This window comes from Streptomyces sp. SGAir0957 (genome assembly GCF_043523415.1).
The window spans coordinates 2,207,067-2,220,426 of record NZ_CP027293.1 but is presented as its reverse complement, the minus strand read 5'-3'; the positions used below and the strand labels follow the sequence as shown (position 1 = coordinate 2,220,426).

Genomic DNA, 13,360 nt, shown 5'->3' with positions numbered 1-13,360 from the left:
TGTACGAAGACAGGCACTGGTCGCCGGTGCAGGCTACGCCGTCCGGCTCAGGCGCGGACCAGCAACGCCACCGGTGACTGCCGGAAAAGGTCCGCCACGCGCGCGTGGCCGCTGAACTGCCGCCCCGGATCCAGCAGTTCCGTCCAGTCACCCGGCGGCAGCGCGAGCGTCGTCTCCTGCCAGCCGCCCGCATCCGCGAGCCGCAGGGAGAGCCGGGTCGCGGCTACGACCACGTGGCCCGAGCGCGCGTACGCCACGCAGTGCTGTCCGGCCGGGCCCTCGGCGGACAGCGGCTCGTAGGTGGCCGCGCCGCCGAACCACTCCGGGTGCTCCCTGCGCAGGTGCAGCGCCGCCTTGGTGAGCGCCTCCTTCTCCGCGGAGAGCGTGCCCGGCTCCCGGGCCGCCTCGAAGCGGGCGGGCGTCCGGTTGTCCGGGTCGACCAGGGCGCGGTACGCGTGCTCGGTGCCCTGGTAGACGTCCGGGACGCCCGGCATGGTGAGGTGCACCAGGGCCGCGCCCAGGACGTTGACCCGCACATGGGGCGCGAGGTCCGCCATGAAGCGCAGCACCTCGTCGCCGGGCGGGCCGCAGGGGCCGGACGCCACGAAGTCCCGCAGGGCGCTCTCGTAGGCCTCGTCCTGCTCCGTCCACGTCGTGAAGAGGCCCGCCTCACGCGCGTGCTTGAGCAGGGCGCCTTGCAGCCGCTCCGGATCGGCGGGGCCGAGCCCGGCCACCGTCTGCCAGGCCGCCCAGGCGAGCTGCTGGTCGGGGGCGCTGCCGGCGCCGCCGCGCGCGGTCAGCTCGGTGACCAGGGCGAGCAGCGCCTCCCACTGCGTGGGGCACTGGCTGAGGGCCGCGATGCCCGCCCGGACGTCCGCGCTGCGCTTGGTGTCGTGGGTCGACAGGACGGTCGAGGTGTAGGGCCAGTCCCGCTGCACGCGCGCGCAGTAGGCATGGAACGCGTCGGCGGGGACCGCTGGGCTCTGCGGGTTCCCGCCGACCTCCAGGGCCGACAGGAGCGGCGTGTACCGGTAGAAGGCGGTGTCCTCGACGGACTTGGCCCGCAGCGCCGACGACGCCTGCGCGAACCGCGCGCGGAACGCCCGGTGCCGGGGGGAGTCCCCGTGCCGCCCGAGCGCAAGATCCCGTACGGCGTCGACGGCGCGGGCCTCCTCGGCGACGGTGAACGCGGCTTTCGCGTCCGCCGCGTCGGACGCCGTCAGCACCGTCTCCGGGTCGACGCCCCCGGCGACGTACGGCCGGTACACCGGCACGCGCACCAGGAGCTCGCACAGGGCCGTGCGCAGCGCCCAGGGCGCGTGGTCGCGCAGCGCGGGCTGTTCGGCGCAGAGCGCGGCGGCCTCGCGCGTCAGCCGGTCCACCTCGGCGGCCAGCTCGTGCGTGACGACGTGGTGGGCGGCGCGGCGGGCGGTCGCCTCCCAGTCGCCGCCGCGGTCGGCCGCGGCGCCCGTGAACCGGCGGAAGAGGCTGAGCAGCTCGTCCGCGCCCGCGGGGTCGGTGAACAGGCCGTCGATGCGGCGCAGCGCGTCGTAGCCCGTGGTCCCGGCCACCGGCCAGGCCGCGGGAAGGTGTTCGTCGTCCTCCAGGATCTTCTCGACGACGGTCCACCGGCCGCCCGTCGCGCCGCCGAGGCGCTGGAGGTAGCCGCCGGGGTCGGCGAGGCCGTCGGGGTGGTCGACGCGCAGCCCGTCGACGACGCCCTCGCGCAGCAGCCGCAGGATCGTCGCATGGGTCTCCTCGAAGACCTCGGGGTCCTCCTGGCGCACGCCGATGAGGTCGGAGATGGTGAAGAAGCGCCGGTAGTTCAGCTCGGTGCGGGCTAGGCGCCACCAGGCCAGGCGGTACCACTGGGCCTCCAGGAGCTGCGGCAGCGGCAGCGTGCGCGTGCCTTCGCGCAGCGGGAAGACGTGGTCGTAGTAGCGCAGCACGTCCCCCTCGACCTTCAGGGCGGCCGACTCGTCCCCCACGGGCCCGCCGAGGACGGGCAGCAGGACCCGGCCTCCTTGCGCCTCCCAGTCGATGTCGAACCAGCGCGCGTACGGCGAGGAGGGCCCGTCGCGCAGGACCTCGTACAGCGGCCTGTTGTGCCGCACGGAGGCCGCCATGTGGTTGGGCACGATGTCGACGACCAGGCCGAGCCCGTGCTCGCGCGCCTTGGCGGCGAGCGCCCGCAGCCCTTCCTCGCCGCCCAGTTCGTCGCGCACGCGCGCGCAGTCCACCACGTCGTAGCCGTGCGTCGACCCGGGCACGGCCTCCAGGACCGGCGACAGGTGCAGATGGGAGACCCCCAGGGAGGCCAGGTACGGGACGGCGGCAGCGGCCGCGGCGAAGCCGAGATCGGGTTGCAGCTGGAGCCGGTAGGTGGCCGTCGGGGCGTGAGGCGTCATGCGAGATTACTTACCCCCAGAGGCGCCTTTCGTGCGTTCACCGCGGCGCTGCGGCGCGCCGCGGTGAACGCCCCGAAGGTGCCTACGCGGGCCGCCGGAGCACCGTGAGGCTCCGTCCGACCAGCTCCAGGCGGTCGCCCCCCTGGACCTTCGGCCCGTCGTCGGTGGGCAGCCCGGTCGGCAGCGCCGTGTCGACGACCGGCTGCCACTGGCGGCCGTGGTCCGTGGGGACCACGAACTCCTGCACCTCGGGCGAGGCGTTGACCAGGAGCAGGAACGAGTCGTCCATGATGCGCTCGCCGCGCGGCCCCGGCTCCGAGATCGCGTTGCCGTTGAGGAACACCGACAAGGAGCGGGCCTGCGCCGCGTTCCAGTCCTGCTGCGTCATCTCCTCGCCCTCGGGGGTGAACCAGGCGATGTCGGACAGCTCGTCGTGCGTGCCCTCCACCGGGCGGCCGTGGAAGAAGCGGCGCCTGCGCAGGACGGGGTGGTGGCGGCGCAGGCGCACCATCGCGCGCGTGAACTCCAGGAGCGGCTCCGGCGGATCGTCCGGGTCGGCCCAGCGCACCCAGGAGACCTCGTTGTCCTGGCAGTACGCGTTGTTGTTGCCGCCCTGGGTGCGGGCGAACTCGTCCCCGTGGCTGAGCATCGGCACGCCCTGGGACAGCATCAGCGTGGCCACGAAGTTGCGCATCTGGCGGGCCCGCAGGTCGAGCACGGCGGGATCGTCGGTCTCGCCCTCGGCGCCGCAGTTCCACGACCGGTTGTGGCTCTCGCCGTCCCGGTTGTCCTCGCCGTTGGCGTCGTTGTGCTTGTCGTTGTACGCCACCAGGTCGTGCAGGGTGAACCCGTCGTGGCAGGTCACGAAGTTTATCGAGGCGAGCGGGCGGCGCCCGTCGTCCTGGTAGAGGTCGGAGGAGCCGGTGAGCCGGCCCGCGAACTCCGCCAGGGTGCGCGGCTCGCCCCGCCACAGGTCCCGTACGGTGTCGCGGTACTTGCCGTTCCACTCGGTCCACAGGGGCGGGAAGTTGCCCACCTGGTAGCCGCCCTCGCCGACGTCCCAGGGCTCCGCGATCAGCTTCACGCGCGAGACGACCGGGTCCTGCTGCACCAGGTCGAAGAAGGACGAGAGCCGGTCCACCTCGTGGAACTGGCGCGCCAGGGTGGCCGCCAGGTCGAAGCGGAACCCGTCGACGTGCATCTCCTCGACCCAGTAGCGCAGCGAGTCCATGATCATTTGTAGGACGTGCGGGGAGCGCATCAGGAGCGAGTTGCCCGTGCCCGTCGTGTCCATGTAGTACCGGGGATCGTCGGTGAGGCGGTAGTACGACGGATTGTCGAGGCCCTTGAAGGAGAGGGTCGGACCCAGGTGGTTGCCCTCCGCCGTGTGGTTGTAGACGACGTCCAGGATGACCTCGATGCCCGCCTGGTGCAGCGCCCGCACCGCCGATTTGAACTCCAGGACCTGCTCGCCCCGGTCGCCCCACGAGGCGTAGGTGTTGTGCGGGGCGAAGAAGCCGATCGTGTTGTAGCCCCAGTAGTTGTTCAGGCCCATCTCGACCAGGCGGTGGTCGTTGACGAACTGATGGACCGGCATCAACTCAAGTGCCGTGACGCCGAGTTCGGTGAGGTGGTCGATGATCGCGGGGTGGGCGAGCGCCGCGTACGTGCCGCGCAGCTCGTCGGGGAGCGCCGGATGCCGCATCGTCAGACCCTTGACGTGGGCCTCGTAGAGCACCGTCTCGTGGTACTCGGTGCGCGGCGGGCGGTCGTCGCCCCAGTCGAAGTAGGGGTTCACCACGACCGACGCCATCATGTGCGGCGCCGAGTCGAGGTCGTTGCGCTCCTCCGGTGATCCGAACGGATATCCGTACACCGCCTCCGTCCAGTCGATGCGCCCGCTGATGGCGCGCGCGTAGGGGTCGAGGAGCAGCTTCGCGGAGTTGCAGCGCATCCCGCGCGAGGGTTCGTAGGGGCCGTGCGCCCGGTAGCCGTACCTCTGTCCCGGCATGATGCCGGGCAGGTAGGCGTGCCGGACGAACGCGTCGGACTCTCTCAGCTCGACCGCCGTCTCCGAACCGTCGTCGTGCAACAGGCACAACTCGATTCGGTCGGCGGCTTCGGAGAAGACCGCGAAATTGGTTCCGGCGCCGTCGTACGTGGCACCGAGCGGATACGCCTGTCCAGGCCAGACCTGCATGCTGACGACTCTTCCACTTCCGGCCCGGCGGTCCGGGCGACACCAGTGAGTCTGTCCCCGAAATGGACGGAACCACCTTCGAGTTGGACCCCTCTTACAGGAAGACCACGTACATCCGGTATGCCCACACGTGGGACTGCCGGGAGAGCAGGGGGAAGATGTGCGCGAGCTAGCAAGACGCCATCTCGGCAAACTGGTGGCCACGGTGGCCCTCGCCACCGCGGGGGCGGCCGTCGTGGTGGGCGTGGGCCTGCCGGACGGCTCGGGGGACGCCGGAGCGGCCACCAGGGCGGGCACGGCCCAGCGGGACGCCGTGGCGCCGGAGGGGACGGTCGAGGCCGCACCCGACGAGGGCGCGAAGGGGGTCGGCCGTGACCCGCTCACCGACGCGGAGATCGACCGGGCCGAGAAACTCGCCGTCCAGAACAACAACATGCGCCTGAGCGCCCGGGACGTGGAGGGCGACCGGGGCCCGCAGCACCTGTCCACGAACCTGACGGAGATCGACCCGGGCCTCAGTGGCGCGGCCGCCGCGCAGCGCCGGGCGGACGTCGTCTCCTACGACTACAGGAACGACACGGTCGTCACCAAGACCGTCAACCTCGACACCGGCAAGGTGGAGGACACGCGCAACGACAAGGGCGTACAGCCCCCGCCCAGCCAAGGTGAACTGGCCGAGGCCGCGGACCTGCTGATAGCGAACAAGCTCGGCGCCGGCCTCAAGGCCGACTACCGGGACGCGACCGGCAAGCAGCTCACCAAGGCGGGTCAGCTGCAGCTCAGCGGCATGATCTTCCGCAAGGCGACCGTCGCGCGCGTGCCCGCGGCCCTCACCGACTGCGGTGCGCACCGCTGCATGCGGGTCATCGCCAAGGTGACCAACGGACCGTGGATCGACACCCGCGCCCTGATCGTCGACCTGAGCGACCGCACCGTCAGCCGGCTCTCCTGAGCGCCGCCGCGGACCCGAACCCTCCACATACCTCTCCTGCACAAGGGAGCCCTTCCGTATGCACGTGAACAGAGTCCGGCGCGCCCGCACGAGGCCCGCCGCCGCCCTCACCGGCCTCGCGGTCACCGCGCTGCTCGGCACCGCCTTCGCCACCGCACCGTCCGCCACCGCCGCGCCCCAGGCGCCCGCGGCGGCCGCGCCCGCCTGCTCGGCCGCGTACAAGATCGAGCAGACCCTCGACGGCGGTACCACCTGGCGGATGTGCTGGCACTACAACACCCTCTCCGGTCTCGTCCTGGACGACGTGAGCTACCAGCCCAAGAGCGAGCCGAAGCCGATCCGTGTCCTCACCAGTGCCCGCCTCGCGCAGGTCCATGTCCCCTACGACGACGGCAAGGCCGAGTACGACGACGTCACCGGCACCGACTTCGGCCAGGCCCTGCAGCAGCTGCGCCCCGCCGAGTGCCCCGGCGGCACCATCAAGACCGTGAAGGTCCCCGACCGCGGCAATGTGGCCGGGCTGTGCGCGACCACGCGTGCGCGCGGGCACGCGTACCGCCTCAACGACGACCTCTCGACCGGCGGCAGCGGGAAGGTCTACAGCTCCCAGGGCAAGGACCTGCTCCTCTACACCGTCAACAAGGCGTCCTGGTACGAGTACATCACCGAGTGGCGCTTCTCCTCCGACGGCACCATCACCTCCAACGTCGGCGCGACCGGCAGCCTCTCCCCGTACGACTACGACGGCACCGACGGCAAGGGCTGGCCCATCGGCAAGGGCGCCACCGCCTACGCCGAGAGCCACAACCACAACTTGTTCTGGCGCGTCAACTTCGGCCTCGACGGCTCCAGCAAGAGCAAGGTCGAGCAGTACGACTCGAAGGTGAGCGCCCCGCAGGGCGGCGGCGCGCCCACCACCAAGACCACCAGGACCCCCGTCACCAAGGAGCTGGCCGGTGACGCGGCGAACATGCGCTGGTGGCGCGTGGTCTCCACCGCGGGCAAGAACAAGGACGGCCACCCCAGGTCCTACGAGTTCGTCCCCGGCCGCTCGGCCAAGTACCCCGGCCGCTCCTTCACGAAGCACGACGTGTACTTCACCGAGTACAAGAAGTGCGAGCAGTACGCGAGCGACAACCCCGCCGCGAACTGCGGAGGCGCGAGCGTGGACAAATGGGTCAACGGGGAGGCGCTGAAGAGCCCCATCGCCTGGGTCAACATAGGGTTCCACCACATCGCCCGCGACGAGGACCAGCAGCCCATGCCGGTCCACTGGCAGGGCTTCTCGCTGGCCCCGAGGGACGTCACCGCCATGAGCCCGCTCACTCCTGCCGACCTCGCGAACCAGAACGGGGTTCCCCCGGTGGGCCGTTGACAAACTCTCCTGCCCATCCGGCTGCACCGCCCGCCGCTCCCGGAGTACCCTTCCTTGATCGTTGTTGGGGGAGTGCTCAACAAGCTCGGACAAGCTCGGGGGAGCGGAAGGCGGTGCGGAGCCGGTGAGCTCGGGAGGGCTTGAGCTGCCCCCTGGTGACGACGGTCACGAGGACCAGGACGGCCCGGGGGCTGCCGCCACGGACATCCCGCCCCAAGCGGTGTCACTGGCCCGGCCCATGGACGTGGGGTCCCAGATCGGTCCCGAACTGGACTGGGGCCCCGACGCGTGGCGTGAGGTGCGTACGCGCGCACAGCGGGCCGGGCGCGCCTACATCTGGCTGAACCTGGTCGAGCAGCGGCTGCGCGCCGTCGTCGCCGCCGTGCTGCGGCCCGTCTACGAGCCCGTCCACGGCGACGACTGGGTCGTGGCCGCCGCCGGGCCCGCCGGGCAGGAGTGGGTGCAGCGGGCCGTCGCCGTGCGCGAGGTCAGCCGCCGCAAGGGCTACCTCCTCGACCCGGCCGACGACAATGTGCTGTCGTTCCTGACCCTTCCGCAGCTGCGGGAGCTGATGGTGCAGCACTGGCCCTGCTTCGAGCCGTACTTCGACGACCGGCGCGACGTGGAGCTCGCCCTGGACGAGCTGGAGGTCACCCGCAATGTGGTCTCCCGCAACCGCGCCCTCAACGAGACGGTCCTCGCCCAGGCCGAGCGCGCCTCCGCCCGCCTCCTGGAGATGCTCGGCGCCGGCTCCGACGTCCCCTCGGCCCGCCGCCTGCCCATCGACGCCGTCGAGGAGCTGGTCGGCGACCGGTTCGCGGACGTCGTCGGCGTCCACTCCGACCGGGTGCGGCTGCTGCGCCAGTTCCCCGCCGAGGACCTCTTCGGCGGCGCCCGGCGCCTGGACGCCATCGGGATCGGCCTCAACCTGCTCGTGCAGAACTTTTCGGGGCGCCGCCTCGTCCGCCTCGCCGAGTCCGGCTGCCGCATCCGGCTGCTGTTCCTCAACCCCGCCTCCAGCGCGGTCAAACGGCGCGAGCGGGAACTCGGTATCAAGCGGGGCGAACTGGGCCGCGCCGTCGAGATGAACATCCTGCACATGCGCCGGGTCAGGGCCCGGCTCCGCGACCCCGGCGCGTTCGAGATCCAGGTCTTCGACGAGACGCCGCGCGTCACCGCCTACCTCGTCGACGGCGACGGGGCGGACGGCGTCGCCGTCGTCCAGTCCTATCTGCGCCGCTCGCGCGGAATGGAGGCGCCGGTCCTCGTGCTGCGCGGCGGCGGCCGCACGGTCCGGGCGAACGCCGCGCCGGACGCCGGGGAGAACGGCCTGTTCGTGACCTACCGGGACGAGTTCGAGCAGGCGTGGGCCGACGCCCGGCCGGTGTCCTGACCGGGGCCGGGGGGCCGGCGCCGCGGGGATTGTCAGTGGCGCGTGCGAAGGTGGTGGTCACTGGGGGAACGCACCACGAGAAGGGGGCTGCCATGGGCTGGCACCGGGAGCTGATGGTCGGCTTCGACCTGGAGACGACGGGCACGGATCCGCGCGAGGCGCGCATCGTGACCGGCGCCGTCATAGAGGTCAGGGACGGTTCCGTCCTCGGCCACAAGCAGTGGCTCGCCGACCCGGGCGTGCCCATCCCGGACGAGGCGGTCGCCGTCCACGGCATCAGCAATGAGCGGGCGCGGGCGGAGGGCGCGCCGGCCGACCGGGTGGCCGACGCCATCGCCGACGTACTGGCCGGATACTGGCGCACGGGCGTCCCGGTGGTGGCGTACAACGCGGCGTTCGATCTGACCCTGCTCTCCGCCGAACTGGCCCGCCACGGCCTGCCCTCGCTGCACGAGCGGCTCGGCACGGACCCGGCGCCGGTGATCGACCCGTACACGATCGACCGCACCGCCGACCGCTACCGCCGCGGCAAGCGCAACCTGGAGGCGGTCTGCACCGAGTACGGCGTCACGCTCGACGCCGCCCACGACGCCTCGGCGGACGCCCTCGCCGCCGCGCTCCTCGCCCGCGCGATAGCCGACCGCCACCCGAAGATCGCGGGCCTCGGCCCGGCCGAGCTGCACCGCCGCCAGGTGGAGTGGTACGCGGAGTGGGCGAGGGACTTCCAGGCGTTCCTCCGGGGCAAGGGCGACGAGACGGCGGTGGTGGACCCGGCGTGGCCGATACGCCGGCTCACTTCCGACACGGCACATTCCAGCCCGGCGAAATCCAGCCCGTCCGGCGTTTGAGGACCGGAGTCCGGGGCGAGGCCCCGTGCGAACGGCGGGGCAGCCGTCAACGGGTCCGACCTCAGAACGGGTACCAGCGCACGGCAGGGTCCCCGTCCCGCAACGACCCCACCCGCCGCCGGAACTCCGCCAACGCCGCGGGATTGGCAGGCGCATGCTGGGCGACCCACGCACAGGACGCCGTCTCCCGGGCCCCGCGCAACACCCCGCACCCGTCCCACTCCCGCACATCCCACCCATAGGCCGCGACAAACCCGTCATAGGCCGCCGCAGGCAGCCCGTACCGGTCGCGTGACAACGCCATCACCACCAGGTCATGCTCGCGCAGATCGGACGAGAACGTCTCAAGGTCCACCAGAACGGGCCCGTCGGGACCGATATGCACATTGCGGGGCAGCGCGTCCCCGTGAATGGGCCCGGGAGCAAGCCGGGGCGTCAGCGCGGCGGCCGCCGCCGCGAAACCGTCCCGCCGCTCACGCAAGTACTCCGCGTCCGCCGGGTCGATCGCGTCGCCCGCGAGCCGCAGCCAGCGCTCGACGCCGCCCAGCAACTCCCGCCGGGGCAGCGTGAAGGCGGTCGGGGCGGGCAGCGCGTGCACCAGCTTCAGCAGCTCCGCGAGGTCGCGCGGTTCGGCGGGCCGCACGGAGTCGGGGATGCGGTGCCACACGGTCACCGGATGCCCGTCGACGACCAGCGGCTCGGCCTTCGCGGCCCGGACGGCGGGCACGCCGTGGCCGGCGAGGTAGGCGGCGATGTCCAGCTCGCGCCGGGCCCGGTCAAGGAGCTCGGGCGCGAGGCCGCTGTCCCGGCCGACCTTGATCACCAGGTCACCGGCGGCGAACACCGCGTTCTCGCCGAGCGCGAGCAGCTCCGCGCCGCCCGCGGGGCCGTCCACGACACCCGCCCGGGCCAGCACGTCCCGTGCCCGTACCTCGTCCATCACTCGCCTCCCGCGTGCTCCCGCCGTCTGACCGGGCCAGTCTCGCACCCGTCCGAATGTCTTGACGTCGTAGGACCGGCTCAGCACGATGACGGAGGCCGCCGGGTACGGCCGCGAACACCTGAGTGAGCGCCAACGGACCCGTCCAAGGAGCCGCCCGTGACCTCGGCGACCGCACGACCACGGACAGGGCGACACCGCCCCGTGTCCGGACCGCACCGGGAGCACGGCGCCTGGTTCCTGGTGCTCCCCGCCCTCCTGCCGATCCTGGTCCTGAGCGTCGGTCCGCTGCTCTACGGGATCGGGCTCGCCTTCACCGACTCCCAGTCGGGCCGCACGACGGCGACGCGTTGGGTCGGCACCCTCAACTTCCAGGACCTCCTGCACGACACGCTGTTCTGGGAGTCGTTCCGGATCGGCCTGCTGTGGGCGGTCGGCGTGACGGTGCCGCAGTTCCTGCTGGCCCTCGGCCTCGCGCTCCTGCTCAATCAGGAGCTGCGTTTCCGCTGGCTTGCGCGGGCCCTCGCGATCGTGCCGTGGGCGATGCCGGAGGTCGTCGTCGGCATCATGTGGCGCCTCGTCTACCACCCGGACGCGGGCATCCTCAACGAGACGCTGCGCGACCTCGGCCTCGGTGACGGCCGCGACTGGCTGACCGGCCTGGCCACCGCGCTGCCCGCCGTCATCGTCGTGGGGATCTGGGCGGGCATGCCGCAGACGACCGTCGCCCTGCTCGCCGGGTTGCAGCACACCCCGCGCGAGCTGCACGAGGCCGCCGCGATGGACGGGGCGGGGGCGTGGCGCCGGTTCCGCACGGTGACCTGGCCGGCGATCCGCCCGGTCGCCCTCGCCATCAGCGCGCTCAACTTCATCTGGAACTTCAACAGCTTCGCCCTCGTCTACGTCCTGACCAACGGCGGTCCCGGCGGACGCACCCGGCTGCCCATGCTGTTCGCCTACGAAGAGGCCTTCCGCTACGGGCAGTTCGGCTACGCGGCGGCGATGGGCTGCGTCATGGTCGCTGTCGTCTCGATCCTCCTCGCCCTCTACCTCGTGGGCCGTCTGAAGGGAGGCGACGAGCAGTGATGAAACCCTCCGGGCCCGCCCGCGCGGGCCAGTACCTCGCGCTCCTGGCCTACCTGATCTTCCTCGTCTTCCCGTTCCTGTGGCTGATCTCCACCGCGTTCAAGCCGCCGCGCGAACTGGCGAGCCTGCACCCCACCTGGCTCCCGAAGAACCCCACCCTCGACAACTTCCGGCAGGCGTTCGACGAGCAGCCGCTGCTGCGCGCGGCGGGGAACTCGCTGCTCGTGGCGGTCTGCGCGGCCGTGATCGCGCTGGTCATCGCGGTCCCGATGGCGTACGTCATGGCCCGCCACCGCTCGCTCGTGTCGCGCGGGACGACCGGCTGGGTGGTGATCAGCCAGGCGTTCCCGTTCGTCCTGATCATCATTCCGCTGTTCCTGATCCTGAAGAGCCTCCACCTGATCAACGCGCTGCCGGGTCTGATCATGGTCTACGTGGTGTGGGCGCTGCCCTTCGCGCTGTGGATGCTCGTCGGCTACGTCCGGGCGGTGCCGCGAGAGCTGGAGGAGGCGGCGGCGGTCGACGGGGCGGGCCGGCTGCGCGTCCTGGTCTCCGTGACGGCGCCGCTGCTCGTGCCCGGCATCGTCGCGACCGGCCTGTTCGCGTTCATCAGCGCCTGGAACGAGTTCTTCTTCGCCCTGGTCCTGATGAAGACGCCGGAGCGGCAGACGCTGCCGGTGATCCTGACCCACTTCCTCGGCGCCGAGGGCGTCGCCGACCTCGGTCCGCTCGCGGCGGCGGCGTTCCTGGCGACCCTGCCGTCCCTGGTGATCTTCGCCGTGATCCAGAAGCGGATCACGGGCGGCATGTTGGCGGGAGCGGTCAAATGACGGGCCGTGGGCGCGGGCTCCTGGTCACGGTCGCGGTGCTGCTCCTTCTCGCCGGCTGCACCTCGGGAACGAAGGAGACGGGCGGCCGCGTCACCCTGGAGTTTCAGTCCCTCGCCTGGCAGAAGGAGTCCGTCGACGCCAACAAACAGCTGGTCGAGGAGTGGAACGCGACCCACCCCGACGTCCACGTCACGTATGTGCAGGGCAGCTGGGACAGCGTCCACGACCAGCTGCTCACCGCGTTCGAGGGCGGCGAGGCGCCCGACATCATCCACGACGCCTCCGACGACCTGGCCGACTTCGCCTACGGCGGCTACCTCGCCGATCTGCGCGACTACCTCCCCGCCCGCCTCAAGTCGGACATCCCGCGACGCAGTTGGGAGACCGCGACGTTCGGCGACGGGATCTACGGCGTCCCCTTCCTCCAGGAGCCGCGCGTCCTGATCGCCGACGCGAAACGGCTCGCGGAGTCGGGCGTGCGCGTCCCGACGCCAAAACGGCCGTGGACCTGGGCCGAGTTCCGCGCGGCGGCGGCGCGCCTCACCGATGAGGGCAAGGGCACGTACGGGGTCGCCTGGCCGCTCAAGGAGCCCGTGTCGGTGACGCTCAACCTGTCCCTGTCCACCGGCGGGCAGATGTTCCACCGGGGCGCGGACGGCAAGGTGACGGTCCGGTTCGGCGCGGCGGACGCGGTCATGCCGCGCACCGTGCACGACCAGGTGAACGTCGACCACAGCGCCTCCGGCACGACGCTCGGCATGGGCGGCTCCGACACGCTGCCCGGCTTCTTCGCGGGCAAGTACGCGATGGTGCCGCTCGGCTTCTCCTACCGGCAGCAGATCGTGCAGCAGGCGCCCAAGGGCTTCGACTGGCAGGTGCTGCCCGCGCCGGCCGGGGCCGAGGGGCTCACCCAGGGCGTCAGCCCGCAGACCCTGTCCGTCGCCGAGGACAGTGCGCACAAGGAGGAGGCGGCCGAGTTCATCGACTTCCTGCTCCGGCCGCGCAACATGGTCCGGCTCGCCCTGGGCGACTGGATGCTGCCCACCGGGGCGCGGGCGCTGAAGGACCCCGCGCTGCACACCGCCGAGAACGACTGGGCGACCGGTACCGCCCTCGCCGCCCATCTGCGCTCGGCCCCGGCCCAGTCCGTGCGCGGCTACCCGGAGTGGAAGGACAAGGTGGCGACCCCGGCGCTGCAGGAGTACTACAGCGGCGCGATCGGCCTGGGGGAGCTGCGGCGCCGTCTGGTGAAGGACGGGAACCTGGTGCTCGCGCGGTATCAGAGATGAGCGGAAACGTGTTGCACGAGACGTATCGTCTCGGTTAGC

Annotated in this window: 10 protein-coding genes; 7 read left to right on the top strand and 3 right to left on the bottom strand. The window is 71.8% G+C overall.

What is annotated here, in order from left to right; genetic code table 11:
* Positions 1-47 precede the first annotated feature (47 nt).
* The gene (gene treY, locus C1N81_RS14900; protein ID WP_394429301.1) at positions 48-2,408 is read right to left on the bottom strand and encodes a malto-oligosyltrehalose synthase; all 2,361 of its coding nucleotides are present in this window, start codon (positions 2,406-2,408) and stop codon (positions 48-50) included.
* 82 nt (positions 2,409-2,490) lie between these two features.
* A complete protein-coding gene (glgX, locus tag C1N81_RS14895) occupies positions 2,491-4,608 on the bottom strand; it encodes a glycogen debranching protein GlgX (RefSeq protein ID WP_394429300.1) in 2,118 nt (705 codons plus the stop codon).
* Between the two features lie 160 nt (positions 4,609-4,768).
* On the opposite strand from glgX, the gene C1N81_RS14890 reads away from it, so the two are divergent.
* From C1N81_RS14890 to C1N81_RS14875, 4 genes are all read left to right on the top strand, one after another.
* The gene (locus C1N81_RS14890) at positions 4,769-5,560 is read left to right on the top strand and encodes a Tat pathway signal sequence domain protein (protein ID WP_394429299.1); all 792 of its coding nucleotides are present in this window, start codon (positions 4,769-4,771) and stop codon (positions 5,558-5,560) included.
* Between the two features lie 58 nt (positions 5,561-5,618).
* Positions 5,619-6,935: a copper amine oxidase gene (locus C1N81_RS14885; RefSeq protein WP_394429298.1), complete on the top strand. Its 1,317-nt coding sequence runs from the start codon at positions 5,619-5,621 to the stop codon at positions 6,933-6,935.
* Between the two features lie 124 nt (positions 6,936-7,059).
* Positions 7,060-8,328: an SAV2148 family HEPN domain-containing protein gene (locus C1N81_RS14880; protein ID WP_394429297.1), complete on the top strand. Its 1,269-nt coding sequence runs from the start codon at positions 7,060-7,062 to the stop codon at positions 8,326-8,328.
* 92 nt (positions 8,329-8,420) lie between these two features.
* On the top strand, positions 8,421-9,176 hold the full coding sequence (locus C1N81_RS14875) for a 3'-5' exonuclease (RefSeq protein ID WP_394429296.1): 756 nt from the start codon (positions 8,421-8,423) through the stop codon (positions 9,174-9,176).
* 61 nt (positions 9,177-9,237) lie between these two features.
* Here C1N81_RS14875 and C1N81_RS14870 read toward each other — a convergent pair whose 3' ends face one another.
* Positions 9,238-10,116, bottom strand: a complete 879-nt coding sequence (locus tag C1N81_RS14870; protein ID WP_394429295.1) for a phosphotransferase enzyme family protein — start codon at positions 10,114-10,116, stop codon at positions 9,238-9,240.
* 159 nt (positions 10,117-10,275) lie between these two features.
* On the opposite strand from C1N81_RS14870, the gene C1N81_RS14865 reads away from it, so the two are divergent.
* Genes C1N81_RS14865 through C1N81_RS14855 form a run of 3 tightly spaced genes read left to right on the top strand, consistent with a single transcriptional unit; the run spans position 10,276 to position 13,321 of the window.
* Complete coding sequence (locus C1N81_RS14865) at positions 10,276-11,202, top strand: carbohydrate ABC transporter permease (RefSeq protein WP_394429294.1); 927 nt, start codon at positions 10,276-10,278, stop codon at positions 11,200-11,202.
* Positions 11,202-12,032, top strand: a complete 831-nt coding sequence (locus C1N81_RS14860) for a carbohydrate ABC transporter permease (RefSeq protein WP_394437960.1) — start codon at positions 11,202-11,204, stop codon at positions 12,030-12,032. The genes C1N81_RS14865 and C1N81_RS14860 overlap by 1 nt, the downstream gene beginning before the upstream one ends.
* Positions 12,029-13,321, top strand: coding sequence for an ABC transporter substrate-binding protein (locus tag C1N81_RS14855; protein WP_394429293.1), 1,293 nt, complete (start codon positions 12,029-12,031; stop codon positions 13,319-13,321). The genes C1N81_RS14860 and C1N81_RS14855 overlap by 4 nt, the downstream gene beginning before the upstream one ends.
* Positions 13,322-13,360: the final 39 nt, after the last annotated feature.